19 protein-coding genes are annotated in these 22,005 nt (G+C 64.1%); 10 read left to right on the top strand and 9 right to left on the bottom strand.

Going from position 1 to position 22,005, the window contains the following annotated elements; genetic code table 11:
- Positions 1-259: 259 nt before the first annotated feature.
- Positions 260-1,348, bottom strand: coding sequence for a citrate synthase/methylcitrate synthase (locus tag NKI15_RS18675; protein ID WP_023693621.1), 1,089 nt, complete (start codon positions 1,346-1,348; stop codon positions 260-262).
- A 93-nt stretch (positions 1,349-1,441) separates the two neighbouring features.
- Here NKI15_RS18675 and NKI15_RS18670 point away from each other — a divergent pair, with 93 nt between their 5' ends.
- Entirely contained in the window at positions 1,442-2,581 is a 1,140-nt protein-coding gene (locus tag NKI15_RS18670; RefSeq protein WP_352514805.1) for a citrate synthase, read from the top strand.
- Here NKI15_RS18670 and ftrA read toward each other — a convergent pair.
- The gene (gene ftrA / locus NKI15_RS18665) at positions 2,578-3,570 is read right to left on the bottom strand and encodes a transcriptional regulator FtrA (RefSeq protein ID WP_023715058.1); all 993 of its coding nucleotides are present in this window, start codon (positions 3,568-3,570) and stop codon (positions 2,578-2,580) included. The two genes, NKI15_RS18670 and ftrA, sit on opposite strands and share 4 nt — an antisense overlap.
- An 89-nt stretch (positions 3,571-3,659) precedes the next feature.
- Between ftrA and NKI15_RS18660 the strand changes: the two genes are divergently transcribed.
- Positions 3,660-4,079: a rhodanese-like domain-containing protein gene (locus tag NKI15_RS18660; protein WP_352886515.1), complete on the top strand. Its 420-nt coding sequence runs from the start codon at positions 3,660-3,662 to the stop codon at positions 4,077-4,079.
- 50 nt (positions 4,080-4,129) lie between these two features.
- A complete protein-coding gene (locus NKI15_RS18655) occupies positions 4,130-4,585 on the top strand; it encodes a GNAT family N-acetyltransferase (RefSeq protein WP_031194243.1) in 456 nt (151 codons plus the stop codon).
- A gap of 45 nt (positions 4,586-4,630) precedes the next feature.
- On the opposite strand, the gene phaR is transcribed toward NKI15_RS18655, so the two are convergent.
- The gene (gene phaR / locus NKI15_RS18650) at positions 4,631-5,245 is read right to left on the bottom strand and encodes a polyhydroxyalkanoate synthesis repressor PhaR (RefSeq protein ID WP_023685813.1); all 615 of its coding nucleotides are present in this window, start codon (positions 5,243-5,245) and stop codon (positions 4,631-4,633) included.
- Between the two features lie 302 nt (positions 5,246-5,547).
- On the opposite strand from phaR, the gene NKI15_RS18645 reads away from it, so the two are divergent.
- The 6 genes from NKI15_RS18645 (at position 5,548) to NKI15_RS18620 (ending at position 13,849) form a co-directional block, all read left to right on the top strand.
- Positions 5,548-6,732, top strand: coding sequence for an acetyl-CoA C-acetyltransferase (locus NKI15_RS18645; protein ID WP_023673832.1), 1,185 nt, complete (start codon positions 5,548-5,550; stop codon positions 6,730-6,732).
- Positions 6,733-6,861: 129 nt separating this feature from the next.
- Positions 6,862-7,587 carry an acetoacetyl-CoA reductase gene (gene phbB, locus NKI15_RS18640; RefSeq protein WP_023673831.1) on the top strand — a complete coding sequence of 242 codons (726 nt, stop codon included), beginning with the start codon at positions 6,862-6,864 and terminating at the stop codon, positions 7,585-7,587.
- A gap of 693 nt (positions 7,588-8,280) precedes the next feature.
- Entirely contained in the window at positions 8,281-11,787 is a 3,507-nt protein-coding gene (locus tag NKI15_RS18635; RefSeq protein ID WP_352886523.1) for a helicase-related protein, read from the top strand.
- A gap of 75 nt (positions 11,788-11,862) precedes the next feature.
- Positions 11,863-12,249, top strand: coding sequence for an RNA-binding S4 domain-containing protein (locus tag NKI15_RS18630; protein WP_023673663.1), 387 nt, complete (start codon positions 11,863-11,865; stop codon positions 12,247-12,249).
- A gap of 253 nt (positions 12,250-12,502) precedes the next feature.
- Positions 12,503-12,841 carry a ferredoxin FdxA gene (gene fdxA, locus NKI15_RS18625; RefSeq protein WP_013529180.1) on the top strand — a complete coding sequence of 113 codons (339 nt, stop codon included), beginning with the start codon at positions 12,503-12,505 and terminating at the stop codon, positions 12,839-12,841.
- Between the two features lie 426 nt (positions 12,842-13,267).
- Positions 13,268-13,849, top strand: coding sequence for a CarD family transcriptional regulator (locus tag NKI15_RS18620; RefSeq protein WP_023673664.1), 582 nt, complete (start codon positions 13,268-13,270; stop codon positions 13,847-13,849).
- A gap of 199 nt (positions 13,850-14,048) precedes the next feature.
- Here NKI15_RS18620 and NKI15_RS18615 read toward each other — a convergent pair whose 3' ends face one another.
- The 3 genes from NKI15_RS18615 to NKI15_RS18605 form a co-directional block, all read right to left on the bottom strand.
- Positions 14,049-14,816 carry an amino acid ABC transporter ATP-binding protein gene (locus NKI15_RS18615; protein WP_023748300.1) on the bottom strand — a complete coding sequence of 256 codons (768 nt, stop codon included), beginning with the start codon at positions 14,814-14,816 and terminating at the stop codon, positions 14,049-14,051.
- On the bottom strand, positions 14,813-15,493 hold the full coding sequence (locus NKI15_RS18610; protein ID WP_023693608.1) for an amino acid ABC transporter permease: 681 nt from the start codon (positions 15,491-15,493) through the stop codon (positions 14,813-14,815). The genes NKI15_RS18615 and NKI15_RS18610 overlap by 4 nt, the downstream gene beginning before the upstream one ends.
- Positions 15,494-15,630: 137 nt before the next feature.
- Positions 15,631-16,404, bottom strand: coding sequence for an amino acid ABC transporter substrate-binding protein (locus NKI15_RS18605; RefSeq protein WP_352514806.1), 774 nt, complete (start codon positions 16,402-16,404; stop codon positions 15,631-15,633).
- Positions 16,405-16,801: 397 nt separating this feature from the next.
- On the opposite strand from NKI15_RS18605, the gene NKI15_RS18600 reads away from it, so the two are divergent.
- Entirely contained in the window at positions 16,802-17,659 is an 858-nt protein-coding gene (locus tag NKI15_RS18600; protein WP_023693606.1) for an RNA polymerase factor sigma-32, read from the top strand.
- Positions 17,660-17,755: 96 nt separating this feature from the next.
- Here the strand turns inward: NKI15_RS18600 and NKI15_RS18595 are convergent, their stop codons facing one another.
- The 3 genes from NKI15_RS18595 to thiP form a co-directional block, all read right to left on the bottom strand.
- A complete protein-coding gene (locus NKI15_RS18595; protein WP_245260366.1) occupies positions 17,756-19,162 on the bottom strand; it encodes a M48 family metalloprotease in 1,407 nt (468 codons plus the stop codon).
- A 331-nt stretch (positions 19,163-19,493) separates the two neighbouring features.
- Positions 19,494-20,258: a thiamine ABC transporter ATP-binding protein gene (gene thiQ, locus NKI15_RS18590; protein WP_023835385.1), complete on the bottom strand. Its 765-nt coding sequence runs from the start codon at positions 20,256-20,258 to the stop codon at positions 19,494-19,496.
- Positions 20,255-21,853 (bottom strand): thiamine/thiamine pyrophosphate ABC transporter permease, encoded by a 1,599-nt coding sequence (gene thiP / locus NKI15_RS18585; RefSeq protein ID WP_023737346.1) that lies wholly within the window; start codon positions 21,851-21,853, stop codon positions 20,255-20,257. The genes thiQ and thiP overlap by 4 nt, the downstream gene beginning before the upstream one ends.
- Between the last annotated feature and the right edge of the window lie 152 nt (positions 21,854-22,005).

Genomic DNA, 22,005 nt, shown 5'->3' with positions numbered 1-22,005 from the left:
TGGATGATCTGCGCGAGCACAAGAAGCTCGCTCTACGCCAAGCCGCATGACCAGTTTCATGATCGCCCATTTTGCAGAACTTGACGCACACAACCGGGGAGGGAGACTTGGTAGACGCTGATCTCAGCAAACCACCGACGTTTCGGCGGCGCGCGCCAGCTGCCCTCCCCTTGTGGGGGTCCGAAGGACGGGCGAGACCCGTGGCTCGCCCCGGCAAGCTAGGGTGGGGTCCTCTTCGCAACAATCTGAACTTGGAACCTCAGGCCACGAGGTCCGGCACCGGCCCGACATAGCGCGACTGTGGACGGATCAGCCGCCCCGTCGTCTGCTGTTCGCGCGCATGCGCGATCCAGCCGGCGACACGTCCGGCGGCAAAGACATTGCTGAACGCCTGTGGCGGAAAGCCAGCCGCCTCAAGCACAAGCGCTGTGTAAAACTCGACATTGGTCTGCAGCGAGCGCTGCGGCTTGGCGATCCGCAGCACTTCGAGCGCCGTGTGCTCGACCTGTTCGGCGAAGGCCAGGCGGCGGCCGGCTTCGCCCTCGCTGCCGAGCTGCCGCACGACGGCTTTCAGTACATCGGCGCGCGGATCGCGCACGCGGTAGATACGATGGCCGAAACCCATGATGCGCTCGCCATGCGCGACCTTCTCGCGCAGCCAACCGGCCGCGTCGCCATGCGCCTGGATTGCATCGAGCATCTCGATCACCGGGCCGGGCGCGCCGCCGTGCAGCGGCCCCTTGAGCGCGCCGAGCCCAGCCAGCACCGACGATGTCAGCCCGGCCAGCGTCGATGCGACGACGCGGGTGGCGAAGGTCGAGGCGTTGAGGCCGTGATCGCAGACGGTCACCAGATAGGTGTCGAGTGCCCTTGCCAGCGCCGGCGACGGGACGGATCCCTCGAGCATCCTCAGCATGTCGGCGGCATGATCGGCCTTCGCGTCAGGTGCGATCGGCTGCTCGCCACGCGCCAGGCGCAGCAGAGCCGGCGTCAGCACGGCGGGCGCCGCGATCAGCCGCAAGGCGTCCGTCGGTGTCTCGCCATCCGGCAGCAGCGCCATGCCGGCGCGCATGGCGCCATAGATCTCAATCGGTGCGAGCAGCGGCAGCGAGGGTGCAAGCCGCTCGAACAGCTCGACGCGAGCCTTGCCCAGCCTCGCTGCCAGTTCGGCATCGCCGGGAAGGCCGTCGAAGAAGCCGTCGAGCAACAGGCGAACCACTTGCGCATAGCGCCAGCGTCCCGCCAATTCCGGCAGCGAATGACCGCGGATCGTCAGGCGGCCGCCAAGGCCATCGACATCGGAGAGCACGGTCTCCGCCGCCACCACATCATCGAGCCCGTTCGGCATATCTCATCTCCTTGCAGCTTTTCTGCATGGGAGATAAGGGTTGGGCTGCGCCTCGATCAATCTTGATCAATATAATCAATGCATGGGCTAAAAATGTCCGAATGGCTGTCGCGGGATGAGGCGCTGGAACGGCTCAAGGTCCGGCCGCAGACGCTCTACGCCTATGTCAGCCGTGGCCGCATCGGCATGCGGCCGGATGAGAGCGACCCGCGCCGCAGCCAGTACCGCGCCTACGACATCGCGGCATTGGCGACCCGCCGGGCGCGGGGCCGCAGTCCCTCGGCCATCGCCGAGAGTGCGATCGCCTGGGGCGAACCCTCGATCGCAACAGCAATTTCAACCGTTCTGCACGGGCGCCTCATCTACCGAGGGCAAGACGCCGTTGCGCTTTCCAAAGCGGCGACGCTGGAGGAAACCGCTGCTGTGCTCTGGGCCTCGCCTGAACCGGTGGCTTTCAAAGCTCCGTCATCTGAAGCGCCTCATCCAGTCGGCCGCGCCTCGGCCTTTGCGCAGCTTGCCATGCTTGCAGGCCACGGGCGGCCTTCGCTAGGACGCAGCGCCGCCTCGCTGTGCACCGAGGCCGCGCGCACAGTCGGAGCGCTGGCGCAGTCGCTGGGCGCTGAAGCCGGCACAGCGCCCGTCCATAAGCGCCTGGCGCAGGGCTGGTCGGTAGATGCGACGGGAGCGGAAGCGATCCGCTGCGCCCTCGTCCTGCTCGCCGATCATGAACTCAACGCATCGACCTTCGCCGCCCGCGTCGCAGCGTCCACAGGGGCCTCGCCTGCCGCATGCCTGTTGGCCGGCCTGGCAACGCTGTCCGGCCCGCGCCACGGCGGCGCCGGCGAAGCGGTGATGCAACTGGCTGAAGATGCAGCAGCCCACGGCGCGGATGCGGCGATCCGGCGCTGGCTCGGCCATGATCGGCCCTTGCCGGCGTTCGGCCATCCGCTCTATCCCGACGGCGATCCCCGTGCCACCGCACTTCTGGCAGTCATCCCTGTCGACGAGACGCTGCAACAGCTGCAAAAAGCCGCCATGGCGGCAGCCGGTGCCCAGCCCAACATCGACTTCGCCCTGGCCGCACTAACGCGCGGCCTTGGCTTGCCGCGCGATGCACCGTTCCAGCTATTCGCGCTTGGACGCAGCGTCGGCTGGGCCGCGCATATGGTCGAACAGATCATTAGCGGCAGCATCATCAGGCCGCGTGGCCGCTATGAGGGACGCGTGACTTAAGCCGACCTGGCCGTGTTCCCGAAACGCGCACGGTACGCGACGGGCGTCGTGGCGAATTGCCGGCGGAAGTGATGCCGCAACGTGCCTGCCGCGCCAAAGCCGGCGGTCTCGGCAATCCGTTCGATCGGCATGGCGGTGTCTTCCAGCAGCGTGCGCGCCCGCGAAAGCCGTTCCGACAGCAGCCAGCGCGCCGGCGTGACGCCGGTTGCGGCCGCAAAGCGGCGCAGAAACGTCCGCTCGCTCATCCCGGCAAGCTCGGCCAAGATGGCGACGGGATAGTCGGCGGAAATATTGGCGCGCATCCTGTCGATCAACGGTCCAAGCCGGCTGCGCTCATGTGGCTCGGGAACGGAGCTCTCGACATACTGCGCCTGGCCGCCGTCGCGATGCGGCGGCACGACCAGACGGCGCGCCACCATGTTTGCAGCCTTGGTGCCGAAGTCGCGCCGAACCAGATGCAGGCAGAGGTCGATGCCCGCGGCACTGCCTGCCGATGTCAGCACATTGCCCTCATCGATGTACAAAACGTCCGGAATCACGGTGATGTCGGGGTACATCTCCGTCAGCTTCTCGCTGTAGCGCCAATGCGTGGTCGCTCTTTTGCCCGCAAGCAGGCCGGCGGCGGCAAGCACGAACACGCCCGAACAGATCGAAAGAATGCGAGAGCCGCGCTCGTGTGCCTTTCGAAGCGCCTCGATCAGCGCCGGCGGCACCGGAGCCTCCGTTCCGCGCCATCCCGGTACGATCACCGTGCCGGCCTGGCCGATCAGATCGATCCCGCCGTCGGCAACAATACGCACGCCGCCCAGCGCGCGCATTTCACCGGTATCAATACCGGCAACTGCAAAACGGTACCAATCCTCACCCATTTCCGGCCGGGGCAAGGCGAAGATCTCAACCGCCACGCCAAACTCGAACGTGCACAGGCCGTCATAGGCAACGGCAACGACAAGAGGGTTGGCAGGGCGCGGATTGGCAGAGGATGGCATGATCTTGACGATATATGGCAAAGCTGCCAGCTGCAATCGCCCTGCTTCCTGTCTTATCTCTCCGTCGCATCAGCAATGGAGATACGAGGATGAGCTACGTGACAGACATTCCGGCGGCATCGCCGGATATCGCCCGCGACCATTTTCTGCGCCGGCTTTCCGTCGAGACCGACTGTTCCGACGTCGCCGCCGCACTGCGTGCCGGGGAGCCGGACTTTGTTCTCCTGCATGTGGTCGGTTCGCCGGAAGCCTATGGACGCCGCCATGTGCCGGGCGCGCTGCATCTGCCCCACCGCGAAATATCGGCCGGGCGGATGGTGCAATGGCCCGAAAGGACGCTGTTCGTCGTCTATTGCGCGGGACCGCATTGCAATGGCGCGGATCAGGCGGCCTTCAAGCTGGCCAGCCTCGGTCGTCCCGTGAAGATCATGATCGGCGGCATAACCGGTTGGCAGGACGAGGACCTTCCTTTCGCTTCAGGCAAGGAGCCCGGTGTCTTGCACGCGTGAGGCCACGCGATATGGTCGGCCTTGAAGACTGAGCAAGCATGCAGAAGGCGATGGTTAGAATTCGTCCATTCGAGCGCCAGGATGTCGGTGCGGTGCTCGCCCTCATGCGGGCGCTAGCCGTCTTCGAGGGTTATGACGACAAGCTTCGCGTCACCGAAGCGAACCTCATCGAGCACGGGCTGGGGCCATCGCCCCGGTTCGGCGTGTTGGTGGCGGAGCGAGAGGGCGTGATCGTCGGCATCGCCGTCCACTACCTCATCCCCTGGACCTACGACCTGAAGCCGGTTGTCTGGCTGAAGGAACTCTACGTCACTGAAGCGACGCGCGGCATGGGGGTCGGCCATGCGCTTGTTGAACAGCTTCGCCAACACGCTTTGAGCATTGGCGCCTCCGCCATCAAATGGACGGTGCTGAAATCCAACTCGCCGGCCAAAGCCTTCTACCGCTCGCTCGACGGCCAGCCCGACGATATCTGGGAACCGTGGCAGCTGAAAATCGACCCGTGACAGCCGCCTCGACCAACTGAGGGCGGTCGACCATGCGGCGGTCGCTTACGACATGGTGTCAAGCTTGCGCTGCATGGCGGCGATCTGTTGCTTCAGTTCCTGAAGGTCGTCGCCGCTCTTTTCCGGGACATCCTTGCGGGCCGGCTCGGGTGCAGCCGCGGCCGCAGCATTTGTGGCGGCGGTCGGGAAGGGCGTGAACAGGCGCATCGCGTTCTGGAACATTTCCATGTTGCGGCGTGTCTGCTCTTCCAGCGCCTTGATCGGAGTGGCGATCTTCATTACATCCAGCGGCGACTTGCCGATCGCGCCCTTCATCTGCTCGCGGAACCGCTCCTGTTCCTTGGAGAAGGCCATCATCGACTGTTCGAGGAAGCTCGGCACGATCTGCTGCATCTGGTCGCCATAGAAAGCGATCAACTGGCGCAGGAACGGGATCGGCAGCATGTTCTGCCCATCCTTGTTCTCCAGTTCGAAGATGATCTGCGTCAGCACCGGATGGGTAATGTCGTCACCGGTCTTGGCGTCCTGGACGGTGAACTCCTCGCCCTTCTTGACCATCTCGGCCAGATCCTCGAGCGTCACATAGGTGCTGGTGCCGGTATTGTAGAGCCGGCGATTGGCATATTTCTTGATAATGATAGGGTCGTCTTTCGCGGCCATCAGCATCCTCCCGGGACACCGGCGCGCCTGAGTAAGCCGCCGGTAACGATTGCGCCATTTTTAAGGATATGCGCAAAAGCTCTATAATTCCAAGCGCTTTGTGCAGTGCGGCATCATTTATTGCTGCATGGCCGGCCAATTATGCTGCGCAGCAAAGGTTGGGCGATCCCGCCGGCCGCTCACGCCCTGCTTGCGGCGCTTGGCCGGCATGCCCATTTCCGGTTTGACTTGGGGTGTGGAACGAGCAAGAAAAGTCCCAACAAGCCCCCAAGAACACGACACCTCGAAGTCTGGAGAGAAAAATGTCCGCTTCCAATTCAATCGTCGTTGCCAGCGCCGCACGCACGGCTGTCGGCTCTTTCAACGGCGCCTTCGCCGCCACCCCGGCGCATGAACTTGGCGCCGTCGTCATCAGGGAGCTTTTGGCGCGCGCCGGCGTCGAGCCGGGTGAAGTCGACGAGGTCATTCTCGGCCAGGTGCTGACCGCCGCGCAGGGCCAGAACCCCGCCCGCCAGGCGTCGATCAATGCCGGCCTGCCCAAGGAGACCACCGCCTGGGGGCTCAACCAGGTTTGCGGCTCTGGCCTGCGCGCCATCGCGCTCGGCATGCAGCAGATCGCCGCCGGCGACGCCACGGTGATCATCGCCGGCGGCCAGGAATCGATGTCGCTGTCGCCGCATGCCGAGCACCTGCGCGCCGGCGTCAAGATGGGCGACTACAAGATGATCGATACCATGATCAAGGACGGGTTGTGGGACGCCTTCAATGGCTACCACATGGGCAACACCGCCGAGAACGTCGCCCGCCAGTTCCAGATCACCCGCGACGACCAGGACCAGTTTGCGCTGGCCTCGCAAAACAAGGCCGAGGCCGCGCAGAAGGCCGGCAAGTTCAAGGACGAGATCGTCGCCTTCACGATCAAGGGCAGGAAGGGCGACACTGTCGTCGACCAGGACGAGTACATCCGCCACGGCGCCACCATCGACGCCATGTCCAAGCTGAAGCCGGCTTTCGACAAGGACGGCACCGTGACCGCCGCGAACGCGTCGGGCATCAATGACGGCGCCGCCGGCGCGCTGCTGATGAGCGAGGCTGAAGCCACAAGGCGCGGCATCACCCCGCTGGTGCGCATCGCATCCTGGGCGACGGCCGGCGTCGATCCGGCGATCATGGGAACCGGACCTATTCCCGCCTCGAAGCGGGCGCTCGAGAAGGCCGGCTGGTCGGTCAAGGACCTCGACCTTGTCGAGGCCAATGAAGCCTTCGCCGCGCAGGCCTGCGCCGTCAACAAGGGCATGGGCTGGGATACGTCGATCGTCAACGTCAATGGCGGCGCCATCGCCATCGGCCATCCGATCGGCGCGTCGGGCGCCCGCGTCTTCAACACGCTGGTTTTCGAGATGCGCCGCCGCGGCGCCAAGAAGGGCCTTGCCACGCTGTGCATCGGCGGCGGCATGGGCGTCGCTCTGTGCGTGGAAGCGCTGTGAACAAGAAGTGAGTAGTGAATAGGGAGTAGTGAATAGGGAAGAAGGAGCAGCGCGGCGGGATATCGATCCCTACTCGCTATTCCCTACTCCCTATTCCCTTCTTCCGACCAAAGGGAGGAAGAACTTTCAATGACCAAAGTAGCGCTCGTCACCGGTGGATCGCGCGGCATCGGCGCCGCCATATCGATCGGCCTGAAGAATGCCGGTTACACCGTTGCCGCCAACTATGCCGGCAATGACGAGGCAGCGGGGAAGTTCAGCGCACAAACCGGCATCAAGGCCTACAAATGGTCGGTCGCCGACTACGACGCCTGTGCCGCCGGAATCAAACAGGTCGAGGCCGATCTCGGCCCGGTCTCGGTGCTGGTCAACAATGCCGGCATTACCCGCGACGCCATGTTCCACAAGCTGACGCGCGAGCAGTGGAAGGAAGTCATCGACACCAATCTGTCTGGGGTCTTCAACATGACGCATCCGCTGTGGGGCGGCATGCGCGACCGCAAATTCGGCCGCGTCATCACCATTTCCTCCATCAACGGCCAGAAAGGCCAGGCCGGCCAGGTCAACTATTCCGCCGCAAAGGCCGGCGACATCGGCTTCTCGAAGGCGCTGGCGCAGGAGGGCGCCCGCGCGGGCATCACAGTCAATGTCATCTGCCCCGGCTACATCGCCACCGAGATGGTCAAGGCGATCGACCAGAAGGTGCTGAATGAACGCATCATCCCGCAGATTCCGGTCGGCCGCCTCGGCGAACCGGAAGAGATCGCGCGTTGCGTCGTCTTCCTCGCTTCCGAAGACGCCGGCTTCATCACCGGTTCGACCATCACAGCCAATGGCGGCCAGTATTTCGCCTGAACGACAGCATTTCGCCCGGTAGGACGGGCCGGCTTATGGCCCGTTCTTTCATCGCCGGCCGGCGATGTTCCCGGGCTGCGCGCTAGACATTGACCCGTTCCGGCACGCAAAGATTAACGATTTCCAGGCGCCCTGTGCAAAACCCGGTTCGCAAGCTGTGAATTCTCGGTGGACAAGCTGTGGATAACACAACATGTTGGGGTGAACAAACCAGGAAAATCCCGCCATCGCTGATTCATCGCCGATTCGTTCCGGCTTTTAGCGCAACGTTAGCGACCAAGGCCGAAAATCACCGGCAAATGGTTAAGGCCGATTAAGAAAATTCAACAATTTCATAATCTTGGCCGAGGCGTATCGGATCACGACGATGCCCCGCCGGCAAAGGTTAACGCCAATGGTCGCCTTGCAGGAATCGGGCCAGTTTCCGCGATTCAGCATATGGTGAGACTCAGGCTCGCAAAATCCACATGTAGCCGTGAACAAAAGCTGAATCTGCCGGAGTCACTGATTCGTCGCCGATTCGTTCCAGACTCGTTCCAACTGTTAATTGAGACCTCAAAGACGACCGTGGGATTGCCGGCCGGAACATTCCGCTTTCGCTTCGCGCCTGAAATCCCTATGTGTCGCCTGTCATACGCGCCACGCGAGGCGCGCTCCCGACAACACGATGCAGAAAGCCTCATCTCCAGGCCGATGAACATCCAGCCGAAACACACCGAGCCGCTGATCCTGTCGGGCCGCGACGTGACTGCCGTGCTGGGTCCGACCAACACCGGCAAGACCCATCTCGCCATCGAGCGCATGGTGGCGCATGAGAGCGGCATTATCGGCCTGCCGCTCCGCCTTCTGGCGCGCGAGGTCTATGCCCGCGTCTGCGAAAAGGTCGGCGCCCACAAGGTGGCGCTCATCACCGGCGAGGAAAAAATCCAGCCGCCCGGCGCGAAATATTCGGTCTGCACCGTCGAAGCCATGCCGCGCGAGACCGACGTTGCCTTCGTCGCCATCGACGAGGTGCAGCTCGCCGGCGACCTCGAGCGCGGCCATATCTTCACCGACCGAATCCTGCACCTGCGCGGGCGCCAGGAAACGCTGCTGCTCGGCGCGGCCACCATGCATGGCATCCTGCAAAAGCTGCTGAGAGGCGTCTCGGTGGTGACGCGCCCTCGCCTGTCGCACCTGGCCTATGCCGGTTCGAAGAAATTGACCCGCCTGCCGCGGCGTACGGCGATCGTCGCTTTCTCCGCCGACGAGGTCTATGCCATCGCTGAGCTGATCCGCCGCCAGCAAGGAGGAGCGGCGGTCGTGCTAGGCGCGCTGTCGCCCCGCACCCGCAATGCCCAGGTGGCAATGTTCCAGGCAGGGGACGTCGACTATCTCGTCGCCACCGACGCCATCGGCATGGGGCTCAACCTTGATCTCGATCATGTCGCCTTCGCCCAGAACCGCAAATTCGACGGCTACCAGTACCGCAACCTGACGGCGGCCGAGCTCGGCCAGATCGCCGGCCGCGCCGGCCGGCATCTGCGCGACGGCACCTTCGGCGTCACCGGCCAGGTCGATCCGCTGGACGAGGAACTGGTCAAGCGCATCGAGGGGCACGAGTTCGATCCGGTGAAGGTGCTGCAATGGCGCACCGCGCATTTCGACTTCGCCAGCCTCGACGCGCTGAAGCGCTCGATCGAGGCCAACGCGCCGGTCGAAGGCCTGACGCGCGCGCTGCCGGCGGTCGATGCGCAGGCGCTCGAACATCTCTCCCGCGACGAGGACATCCGCGCGCTGGCTACCAATGCCAAGCGCGTCGCGCTGCTGTGGGAAGCCTGCGCGTTGCCGGACTACCGCAAGATCGCGCCGGCCCAGCACTCCGACCTGATCGCTTCTATCTACACCGACCTCGCCAAACACGGCCATGTCGACGAGAACTACATGGCCGAGCAGGTGCGCCGCGCCGATACGACCGAGGGGGACATCGACACGCTGTCGCACCGCATTGCGCAGATCCGCACCTGGACATTCGTGTCCAACCGGCCGGGCTGGCTGGCCGATCAGGCACACTGGCGGGAAAAGACGCGCGAAATCGAAGACAGATTGTCGGATGCGCTGCATGAGCGGTTGACGAAACGGTTTGTAGACCGCAGGACTTCCGTCCTCATGCGGCGCCTTAGAGAAAATACAATGCCTGAAGCCGAAATCAGTCCTACCGGAACCGTCCTTGTCGAAGGCCATCATGTCGGCGAGTTGCAAGGGTTCCGTTTCACCGCCGACCAGAGCGCCGGCGGCGAAGACGCCAAGGCCGTGCGCACGGCAGCGCAAAAAGCGCTGGCCGCCGAGTTCGAGGCACGTGCCGAACGCTTCGGCGCCTGCGCCAATGGCGACCTTGCGCTTGGCTCCGACGGCACGCTGCGCTGGATCGGCGCGCCGATCGGCACGCTGGTTGCCGGCGAGGACGCGCTGAAGCCGCGCCTGGTGCTTTTGGCCGACGAGCAGTTGACCGGTCCCGCCCGCGACAAGGTCGCCGCGCGCGCCGAGCGCTTCGTCAATTTCCAGATCGAATCCTTGCTGAAGCCGCTGGTCGACTTGAAGAATGCCGAGCAGATCGCCGGCATCGGCCGTGGCATCGCCTTCCAGCTCGTCGAGCATTTCGGCCTCATCAACCGCCGCGACATCGCCGAGGAAATGAAGTCGCTCGACCAGGAGGGTCGCGCCGCCTTGCGCCGGCTCGGTGTGCGCTTCGGCGCCTACCACGTCTTCGTGCCGGCGCTGATCAAGCCGGCGCCCGCCGGACTGATCACGCTTTTGTGGGCGCTGAAGAACGACGGCAAGGACAAGCCCGGCTTTGGCGACGTCGTGCACGCGCTGGCCTCCGGCCGCACCTCGGTGGTCATCGATCCGGCTTTCGACAAGAGCTTCTACAAGCTCGCCGGCTACCGTAATCTCGGCCGCCGCGCCGTGCGCATCGACATTCTGGAACGGCTGGCCGACCTGATCCGGCCTGCGACCAACTGGAGGCCCGGTCTGGGACAGCGCCCGGACGGCGCCTATGACGGCCAGTCCTTCATGGTGACGCCGCCGATGATGTCCATCCTCGGCGCCACCGCCGACGACATGGAAGAGATCCTGAAAGGTCTCGGCTATCGCGCCGAGCCGAAGCCGCCGGCAGAGGTCAAGGCGCGGCTGGAAGCACAGGACAACGCGGCGCGGGAAGCCGCGGCGGCAAAGCTGGCGGAAGCGGCAGCGAAGGCCGAGCAGGCCCAGACGGCGGAAGCCGCTGCAGGCGAAGCTGTCGCTGAAGCGCCGACCGACAGTTCGGAGCCGGATGCGGCTTCCGCCACTGAGGTTGCGGCTGAGGAGCCCGTTGCCGAAGTCGCATCGGAGGCTGTTGCAGACGCTCAGCCGGAAGCGCCTGCCGAGGGTTCGGACCCAGCTGCGGCCGTTGAAGCTACCGCCGAGGTCCCAGCCATCGACGAAACAACTGCAGAGCCTGCAGCGCAAGAACACGCTCCGGCCGTTGCAGAGGCTGACGACACTGTCACCGAAAGCGCCGACGCTTTTACCTCCCCCTCGATGGGGGAGGTCGCGGCGCGAAGCGACGCGGGTGGGGGTGACAGCGCTGACGAAACCGATAGTGCAGACCGCGTAGCCGATGCAGGCGCAACCGCCGACGCCGGCGCTGCCCCCACCCCGGCGCTGCGCGCCGACCCTCCCCACGAGGGGGAGGGTGGAAGCGCTGAGCCTGTCCCCGAGGCCGAAGCGCCAAAGCCCATCTTGCTGTGGCGGCAGGGTCGTTTCGAGCAGCGCCCGCGCCATCGTCAAGGCCGGGACAATCGCCCGCGTAACGGCCAGGCTGGCCGCGCCGATGCGCCGGCCGACGCTGCCGGCGGACAGCCGGCACCGGGCGAACGGCCGGCCTATCAGGGCCGGCGCGACCAGCGCGACGGTGCCGCCAAGCCACGCTTCGACCGTTCGAAGTTCAAGCCCAAGCCGCAGGCCGAGGGCGAACAGCGCCGCGACGGCAAGCCGCAAGGCGAGCGTCCGCGCGAGGGCCGGCCTGACTGGAAAGGCGGCAGGCCGGAAGGCAAAGGCGGACCGCAAGGCGCCAAGCCGGCTTTCCAAGCCAAGCCACGCGAGGAACGCCCTGCGCGCTTCGATCCGGACTCGCCCTTCGCCAAGCTCGCCGCCTTGCGCGACCAGCTGAAGAAGTAAGCTCTGAGCATGATCCCGAAAAGTGGAACCGGTTTTCGGACAAGATCATGCTCCAACAAGAAATAACTCGCTGCGATGGTTGCTGAAGGTCGTCAGCGCATCGACAAGTGGCTGTTCTTTTCGCGCGCGATAAAATCGCGCTCGCTGGCGGCCAAGCTGGTTGTCGCCGGACGCGTCCGCATCAACAGCGACAAAGCAGCGCAGGCCTCCGATCTGGTCAAGCCTGGCGACGTTTTGACCATTACGCACGAGCGCCGCATTTTCATTTGGAAGGTGCTTGGCACCGGCGTGCGGCGCGGTCCGGCCGAGGAAGCGCGCACGCTCTACGAGGACATGTCCCCGCCGCCGGCGCCGAAAGGCGAGGCTGTTGCCGATGCCATTCCGGCGCTGCGCGACGCCGGCAGCGGCCGGCCGACCAAGAAAGAGCGCAGGCAAACCGACCGGCTGTTCGGCGAAGACTGAAGCCTTGGCCGTCTGCGCCATGCCGGCGGTCTGGAATTTCATTCCGGACACGCGGGCCCCGCCTGCAATGGCTGCCCTTGCAAGCGGCAGGCAAAGGCGTTACCTCACCAAAAAAGCCGCCGCATCGGCCCGAAAATCGGAAATCGATTTTTCGGAAGGCACGATGCGCAGATTCAAAGTGTCAGAGCGTACTTTGTGCGTCCAATTGGACGCACGTCGCTCTAGCAAGAACGGGACGTCCCGGAGCCGACCAATGACCTATGTCGTGACCGACAACTGCATCAAATGCAAGTACATGGACTGCATCGAGGTCTGTCCGGTCGACTGCTTCTACGAGGGCGAGAACATGCTTGTCATACATCCCGACGAGTGCATCGACTGCGGCGTCTGCGAACCGGAATGCCCGGCCGATGCAATCAAGCCCGACACCGAGCCGGGCCTCGACAAATGGCTGCAGGTCAACACCGAATACGCCGAGAAATGGCCCAACATCACCGCCAAGAAGGAGCCTCCGGCAGATGCCAAGAGCTTCGACGGCGAAGCCGGCAAGTTCGAGAAATATTTCTCCGCCGAGCCCGGCGAAGGCGACTGAGCACATGACGCTGGAATCGGAATCGATTTCGGAAAGGATGATGCGCAAAGCAAAAAAGTGCGGCCTATTGGATCGTCATAACGCTGCGTAACGCGCATCATACATTAACTGCCTTGACAGGCGGCGATGGCGCTCGACCTTCGCGTTTGCAGCAAAACCTTGATTCTTCCGACTTTTTGTGCTACACCAGTTGAAACATGCCGGTGACACAACGTCGATTTATGGCGCAAGCGCCCCAAATCACTGAAAGGTGAAATCCCCAATCGGACCAGAGCGATCTGGGCCAGGCAGTCGCTATGTATGCGGTTTGCCGGTCCCGGCTTTTTCCGATGGGTTCATCTGTTGTGCGGCTAACGATCGGTGTCCCCGGTCGCATGCGTTCGGACCGGCAGGCCGCCGGTGCCACAACAAGGAGTTCAGGGCGTAATGGCAACGATCACCCCGCAGAAGAAGTCCACCTCGGCACGCCACGGTTTCAAGACCGGCGAGTACATCGTATATCCGGCACACGGCGTCGGCCAGATCGTCTCGATCGACGAGCAGGAAGTTGCGGGCCACAAGCTGGAACTGTTCGTCATCGACTTCCAGAAGGACAAGATGCGCCTGAAGGTTCCGGTCGCCAAGGCGACCTCCATCGGCATGCGCAAGCTGTCGGAAGAGGATTATGTCGAGCGCGCGCTGAAGGTCGTGCAGGGCCGCGCCCGCGTCAAGCGCACCATGTGGTCGCGCCGTGCGCAGGAATATGATGCCAAGATCAATTCGGGCGACCTGATCTCGATCTCGGAAGTCGTGCGCGACCTCTACCGTGCCGACAACCAGCCGGAACAGTCCTATTCCGAGCGTCAGCTCTATGAGGCGGCACTCGACCGCATGGCGCGCGAGATCGCGGCAGTCAACCGCATGTCGGAAACCGAAGCCGTGCGCCTGATCGAGGTCAACCTCAACAAGGGCCCGAAGCGCGGCGCCAAGGCCGACAATGAGGAAGCCGAGCAGGAAGAAGCTGCCTGATCGCTTTCACCGTCGAAATCATGAAAAACCCGGCCTTGTGCCGGGTTTTTGTTTTTACCCCCTTGTGGGGTTCCAAGGACGGGCGAGACCCGTGGCTCGCCCAGGCAGGTCGCTGCGAAGCAGCGAGGATGGGGACGACCCGCCCCGGACCTTCCGTCCGACCTCCCCACAAGGGACCCACAAGGGGGAGGTAGAAGGCTCAGCCGCCGGCTTCCTTCTCCGCCTCCTGCTTCAGCGTCGCAATAAAACGCTTGGTCCGTTCCCGCTCCGGATTGCTGAACACCACGGTGGACGGCCCCTTCTCGACGATGACGCCGGCGTCGAGGAACACCACCTCCTGCGCGATCTTGGAGGCAAGGCGAAGGTCGTGCGTGGCCATCACCATGGTGGTGCCTTCGCTAGCGAGCTTTCCCAGCACGTCGACCACTTCCTGCGCCAGTTCCGGATCGAGCGCCGAGGTCGGCTCGTCGCAGAGCAGCACTTTCGGCGACGGCGCCAGGGCGCGGGCGATCGCCACACGCTGCTGCTGGCCGCCCGACAGCGTTGCCGGCCAATCGTCCGCCTTGTGCGCCATGCCGACCTTCTCGAGCAGCGCCAGTGCCCGCTCGCGCGCCTTTGCCGTCGGCCATTTCAGCACCGTCACCAGGCCTTCCATGACGTTCTCGATCGCGGTGCGATGCGGGAACAGCTGGAAGTTCTGGAACACCATGCCGGTCTGCAGCCGCAGGCGCTGGATGTCGCGGCTGGGGATCTTGACGCCGGGACGGAATTCCAGCGTCTCGTCGCCGATGCGCACCATGCCCGAGGTCGGGATCTCCAACAGGTTGATGCAGCGCAGCAGTGTGCTCTTGCCGCCGCCGGAGGGGCCGACGAGCGCGGTGACGCTGCCTTCGGCAATGGTGACAGTCACGCCCTTCAGCACCAGATTGTCGCCGAAGCGCTTTTCGATGTCGGTGAGGCCGATCATGAGCGCGCCTCCAGGAAGCCGCCATAGCGGTTGAGCCGCTCCTCCAGCCGCGTCTGCAAGGCCGAAAGCACCGAGCTCATCGCCAGATAAAGGATCGCCGCCTCGACATAGAGGATCAGCGGTTCATAGGTGGTGGCGACGATGCGCTGCGCCGCCTGGAACATCTCCGGCACAGTGATGGCGGCGGCCAGCGACGTATCCTTGACCAGCGAGATGAAGGTGTTGGACAGCGGCGGCACGGCGACGCGGCCGGCTTGCGGCAGGATGGTGCGCCGCATCGCCTGGCTCCAGGTCATGCCGATCGAATAGGCCGCCTCCCACTGGCCCTTCGGCACCGAGCCGATCACGGCGCGGATAATTTCCGAACTGTAGGCGCCTATGTTGAGGGTGAAGCCAATCAGCGCCGCCGGAAAAGCGTCCAGCAATATGCCGACCGAAGGCAGGCCGTAAAAGATCAGGAACAGCTGCACCAGAAGCGGCGTGCCGCGAAAGATCCAGACATAGAAGCGGACCACGGCAACCAGAGGCTTGGGACCGAACAGCCGCACCAGGGCGACAACCAGGCCGACGAACAGGCCGAGTGCGAACGATAGCAATGTCAGCGGTACGGTGAAGATCAACGCCGCCCACAGCAGTGTCGGCAACGAGTCCAGCATCAGGTGTAGCCAGTGCGGCACGAGCGGCTCCTCCTTCACAGACCGCCGCGGTGACGGCAGTGCGATTGTGTGCTTCTCATATCATGCGAAAAACGGCGAGCCGTCAAAGACGGCCCGCCGCTATTGGTCATTGCCGGCAAACCGCCGGGAGATGGTCTTTACTGCGAGACATCCTGGCCGAAATAGGTATCGGCGATCCTCTTGTAGGTGCCGTCGGCCTTGATGTCGGCCAGCGCCTTGTTGATCGCCGCGACCAGCTCCGGATCACCCTTGCGCATGATGACGCCGGAATAGTCGGCGTTCTCTTCCTGCGCGGCTATCTTCACATTGGCGTCCGGCTTGTGCTTCTTGAAGTCGAGGAAAGACAGGCTGTCATTGATGGTGGCGTCGGCGCGGCCGGTGAGCAGCAGCTGGATCGACTGGTCGAAGCCGTCGGTGCCGACGAGTTCGGCGCCGTTGGTCTCGGCGAGCTTGCCGAAATTCGATGTCAACGACTGTGCCGACTTCTTGCCCTTGAGGTCGGCGAAGGTCTTGATGTCGGTGTTGTCGCCGCGCACGATCAGCACGGCCTTGGAGGCGATGTAAGGATCGGAGAAATCGTACTTGGCCTTGCGCGCGTCGGTGATGCCGACCTCGTTGATCACGGCGTCGTAGCGGTTGGCGTCGAGGCCGGCGATCAGCCCGTCCCATTTGCCTTCGAGGAACTCGACCTTGACGCCGAGCTTGTCGCCGATCGCCTTGGCGATCTCGACGTCGAAGCCGACCAGCGCGCCGGAAGCATCATGATAGGTGAAGGGCGCATAGGTGCCTTCGGTGCCGACTTTGAGGGTGCCGGCCTGCTTGATCTGGTCGAGATTGGCGCCGGCATGGCCTGATGTAACAGCCAGAACCTGAAGCGTTCCGGCGACGATGAGCGAATTGAGCCATTTCATTTCTGTGTGATCCCGTCCTTGGCCGGTGTCCGGCGCTTGTGAGAGCCGGAAACTGACAGATACAGCGCAGCAAAATAAGGAACCGGATTTCAAAAAAACGACGATCCAGAAATCAGATTCTCAAAGCAGCTCGGATCGGTGCCAATAGTCCCGATCTGCGGTGTCGATGCGCCCTGTCGGACCGCACAAAACAACCGCCATCGGCGGCGGAACCAATCCCCGGTGTGGCACGTTCATGGCTTGTTGTAGGGCGCCGCGTTTCCATTTCAAGAACCCTTGGCTGCGCTAGGCCCGAAGCAATTCCAGGAAAGTGGGAAAGCGGTTTCCCTCGGAATTGCGTCAAACAGAGATAACGGCCGCCAGGCCGTCCGAAAATGTCCGGGAGCAGGAGCGCGGCATGATCGAAGACACGGCAGGACGGACCATGGTCCGCACGGCAATGAAAGCCCCTTACCTCGAGCGCGATGAGGAACATGTTCTCGCCTTGCGCTGGAAGGAAGACCAGGATCAGCAGGCGCTGCATCAGATTACCGTCGCCCATATGCGGCTGGTCATCTCCATGGCTTCGAAATTCCGACATTACGGCCTGCCGCTCGGCGATCTGGTCCAGGAGGGCCATGTCGGGCTGCTGGAAGCAGCCGCGCGTTTCGAGCCGGAGCGCGAGGTGCGCTTCTCGACCTATGCGACATGGTGGATCCGCGCTTCGATGCAGGACTACATCCTGCGCAACTGGTCGATCGTTCGCGGCGGCACCTCTTCGGCGCAAAAGGCGCTGTTCTTCAACCTGCGGCGCCTGCGCGCCCGTCTTGCCAATGGCGCCGAGCCGATCTCCAACGCCACGCTCTACCGCGAAGTCTCGGTAGCCCTCGGCGTCTCCGAGGCCGATGTCGAGAAGATGGATTCCAGGCTTTCAGCACCTGACTCTTCGCTCAACGCACCGCTCGCCGATGAGGCCGGTACCACCGAGCGGATGGACTTCCTGATTTCGGACGATCCATTGCCTGACGAGGTCGCCGGCGACACCATCGACGTCGAACGGCGCCTGATGTGGCTGAAGACGGCGCTCCGCGCGCTCAATGCCCGCGAACTCAGGATCATCGAGGAGCGTCGGCTGACCGACGAAGGTGCGACGCTTGAGGCGCTCGGCGAGACGCTCGGCATTTCCAAGGAGCGTGTCCGGCAGATCGAGGCCCGCGCCATGGAAAAGCTCAAGCTCGCGCTGGTGAAGCAGAACCCCGAATTCATGGCAGCGTGAGATTGCCAGGAACAGGGGTACCGCCCCGAGTTATCTCAGAAAAGTTATCTCAGAAAAAAGCACTACGAAGGCTGGGGTTTCTGACGAAGACCGGCGCTATCTGTCCGTGACGATCTTGACCTTGTCGCCGGCCGAAACCGAGGCGCCCGGCGACATCGCGTTGAGCACGCGGAACAGATCGAGCTTGCGGTCGACGCCGACCATCTGCGCCGAAAGTGTGCCCATCGTCTGCCCGGCCTGTACCGTGACGACGCGGATATGCAGCGGCTTCAGTGCCGCTTTCTCGGCGGGGCTGAGCACGCGGAACGAACCGCTGACCGAGCGTGCCACCGGATCGAGTGTCGTGCTGGCCGAGGGGGCCGCTGTCAAAAGCCGATAGACCTGGCCGCCGGCGCGGATCACTGCAATGTCGAACTGCCAGCCATCGGCGCCGGCGTGCGCTGTCGCCGCCTCGTTGCCGTCGATCGTCTCCTGGCGCACACTGGTCTCGTCGAGACCGGCCACCCAGCCGCTTCTGATGTAGTCGGTCAGCGCACGATCCTTGTCGATCGACACACCGTCGAAGCGGATCGCCATGTCGCCGGGACCGGTCGCCGTCACCGCCGCCGCCGAATTGTCGATGATGAAGCCGTCGGGCACCGTGAACGAAACGCCGAGGCCCGGATGCAGGAAGGTCTGGCCGCGCACATAGCCCTCTTCCGGCGTGTCGCCATAGAGCAGGCCGTCTATCCCGGCCAGGAAGGAATCGCGGTCGCGGGTGCCGATGCCCGGCGCGCCGAACTGGCGGGCGTGGCGCTGCGCCAGATCAATTCGCTGCGGCGTGTTGGGGTGCGTAGCCAGGAAGTCGAGGCTGGCGTCGGTGGCGCCGCTGATCGAGCGGAAATCGGTATAGGCCGACATCGACTGCAGGAAACGCCCGGCGGCATAGGGATCGTAACCCGCCTCGCCGATCGATTTGATGCCGATCGCGTCTGCCTCCAGCTCCTGGTTGCGCGAGAACTGCGCCAGCCTCAGCTTGCCGCGGATCAATGCCTGCTTGGCGGTCGGACTGTCGCCCAGCACATCGGAGACCACCTTGGTCGCCAGGCCTTCCTCGGCCTCGAGCTGCTGTCGCTGCAGACCGTGATTGGCGGTGACGTGGCCCATCTCATGCGCGATGACGGCGGCGAGTTCGGCCGAATCATTGGCCAGCGCCAGCAGGCCGCGGGTGACGTAGAGATAGCCGCCCGGCAGCGCGAAAGCGTTGACGTTTGGCGAATTGAGGATGGTGATGCGATAGGTCTGGGTCGGATTGGCCGACACCACGGTCAGGCTGCCGACAACCTTGGCCACCATGCGCTCGAGCTTGGGATCGGAATATTCGCCGCCATAGGTGGCAAGGATGCGCGGATGCTGTGCCTTCGCCAGTTCGGCAAGCTTGCTGTTGGCGGCGACATTGTCGACCGTGATCGGCTTGTCGGAAGGCTGGAAGCCAGATTCCTGCACTTCGGGAGGCGTGAACATCTGGCAGCTGGCCAGCGCCACGGCAAGGCCGGCCAGCGCGAGGAAGCGCACCAGCGGTCTGCGTTTCAAAGTGTCAGTGCCGGTCGGCAGCACGGCGTTCCTTCAGCTCTCGGCGCATGATTTGGACCGGGGTCCGCGCCAGCGAAAAATCGGTTTTCGTTGGCAATCCTGCACACATCAAAAAACCTACAGCGTTTACGCATCCGGCCGGATGCGGCGCTGTAGGGGGCAAATCACGGCTCGTGCCGGACCAGTACTAAGCGGACCTAGCCACATCAGCTGGACCATGGCAAGCAAGCGCCACATCACCTGTAGCCGGTTTGGTCGTAAATTATGTCCGCTTCCGGGCAATATCGCGTGATCCGCCCGAACTTGCGCCGATATAGCGCCGAAACGCTTCAGGGCCAGTGCCGTCGAAAAAATCGGCGGCAGGTCCCGTCGCGGCAACCCTGCCATTGTCCAGAAAAACCATCTGCTCGCCGATACGGCGAGCGTCTTCCGGCTGATGCGTGACGAACAGCACCGTCATCGCCCGCTCGGCATGAACGCCGGCCACCAGGTCGAGCATGTCGTCGCGCAGTGCTGGCCCGAGCGAAGCGAACGGCTCGTCGAGCAGCAGCACTGGCCGGTCGCGCACCAGAACGCGGGCGAGCGCTACGCGCTGCCTTTCGCCGCCGGAGAGTTCGCGCGGCAGGCGCATCTCCTTGCCGGCCAGGCCGACGCGGTCAAGCGCCTCGGCGATTGCGGCGCGATCGGCGTCGGTCAGGTTGAGCGATGGCGAGCGGCCGAGCCCGACATTCTTCTCCACCGAGAGATGAGCAAACAGATTGTTTTCCTGGAATACCATCGACACCGGCCGCGCCGAAGGCGGCTCGGCGCCGACATCGGCGCCGCCGATCAGCACACGACCGGACTCCGGCGTCTCGAAACCAGCCACCAGATTGAGCAAGGTCGATTTGCCCGAACCACTTGCCCCCATGATGGCGGTGATCTTAGATGTATGGAATTCGACATCGAACAGGAATGACGTTTCGCCATAGCTGAACGAGACCTTGTCCAGCCGGACAGTCGTGCCTTTCTCCACAGCGGACGTCACGATCTCTCTCCCCGTCCCAGCCAGTCTGCCGCGACCACCAATGCAAGGCAGACCGCCCCGAGCAGCAAAGCCAGCCCGGCAGCATCGGCCGTGCGATAGCTGCCCATGCGCGCCAGCAGGAGATAGGGCAAGGTCTGTACCGAATCGCTGCCGAACAGCGCGATGACGCCGAGATCGCCGAGCGACAGTGCCATGGCGAAGGCAAAGCCGGTGGCCAGCGGCCGCCGGAGCGATGGCCAGTCGACCAGAAGCAGCCGGTTCCAGCCCGCAATGCCGAGCTGCGCGCACAGCTTTTCGTGGCGCTCGCTCGCCGCATCATAGGCCGGGCGCATCGCGCGGATGGCAAAGGGCATCGCCATCACCGCATTGACGATGACGACCATGACCGGCGCGATGGCAAAGACATCGCTGACCGTGCGCAGCAGGAGAAACCAGCCGGCGCCGATGACAATGGGCGGCACGACGAGGACGAAGCCGGCGCCGGTGTCGGTGGCATGTTCGAGCAATGAACGGGCACTGGACCGGCGGCGCAGCGACAGTGCCCGCCGAGCCATGATCAGCGACAGCGACAGCGCCACCGAAAGTAGCGCCGCCGAGAGGGCGAGACCGGCGCTGGTCAGGGTCGCCTGACGCACGGCACTCTCGCCCGCCAGCCGGCCGAGATCGGCGCCGAGGCCGGACGCGACGGTGGCCGCCATTGGTCCGGCGACGAACAGCAAGGCGAGCACGATCAGGACGGCGTTGAACGCTGTTTCTGCTTTGCCGGCCAAGTGATAGCGGCGCGGCGCGACAGGCAAATTGGCGTCGCCGGTCACATTGGCGCCGAGCCGCGTCAGCGCCAGCATGACGGCGAAAGTCAGCGCGATCTGTAGCACCGTCAGCGTCACCGCTCGCGCCGGATCGAAGTCGAAACGCAGCGCCTGATAGATGGCGACTTCCAGCGTCGTCGCCGCCGGCCCGCCGCCGAGGATCAGGACGATGGTGAAGGAGGTGATGCAAAGCATGAAGACAAGCCCGGCGACGCCCGGCAGCGCGGCGCGCAGCACCGGCCACTCGATCAGCCGGAAGGCTGGCCTCGCCCCCATGCCGAGCTGGCTCGCCAGCCGCCATTGATCGGCCGGCACCGTTCCCAGCGCTTCGAGGAACAGCCGGGTGGCCAGCGGCAGGTTGAAGAAGACGTGGGCGACGAGGATGCCCGACAGCCCATAGATGTCGGGCCAGCTCTGGCCACCGATCGCGGCGAAATAACCGGCGCGGCCATAGAGCGCCAGTATTCCCAGCGCTCCGACAATTGCCGGCAAGGCAAGGGGCACAGTGAATAGCTGCAGGATGAAGCCGCGTCCGAAGAAGCGCGGATGCCGCGACAGCGCCCGGGCGACGAAGAGCGCCGGTACGGCGGAAAGCAGAGTCGAGAGCGCAGCCTGCCAGAGCGTGAAGCGGACAACGCGCAGGAGATAGAGGTCAAAGGCGGACGCGGCGCCGGAAAGGTCGTGCGCGCCTTCGCGGATAAGGCCGGCGAAGGCGCCACCGATCAGCAGCGCGATTGCCGCAAGCGCGACAATGCCGGCCGTGATGCGGGGGTCAGAGCGTTGCACTCTTTACCGGGCCTCGCGTTCCTTCGCGCCCCCCTCTGTCCTGCCGGACATCTCCCCCACAAGGGGGGAGATCAGCTATTTCCGCGCCCCGCTTATTCCTGCAACCTTGGCGACTGGCGAAATCGCCGACGATAGCCAATCTCCCCCCTCGT

Origin of the sequence: Mesorhizobium sp. M0862 (assembly GCF_040319795.1) — a bacterium.
Taxonomy (GTDB): Bacteria; Pseudomonadota; Alphaproteobacteria; order Rhizobiales; family Rhizobiaceae; genus Mesorhizobium.
This window is presented reverse-complemented; position numbering and strand designations above follow the sequence as displayed.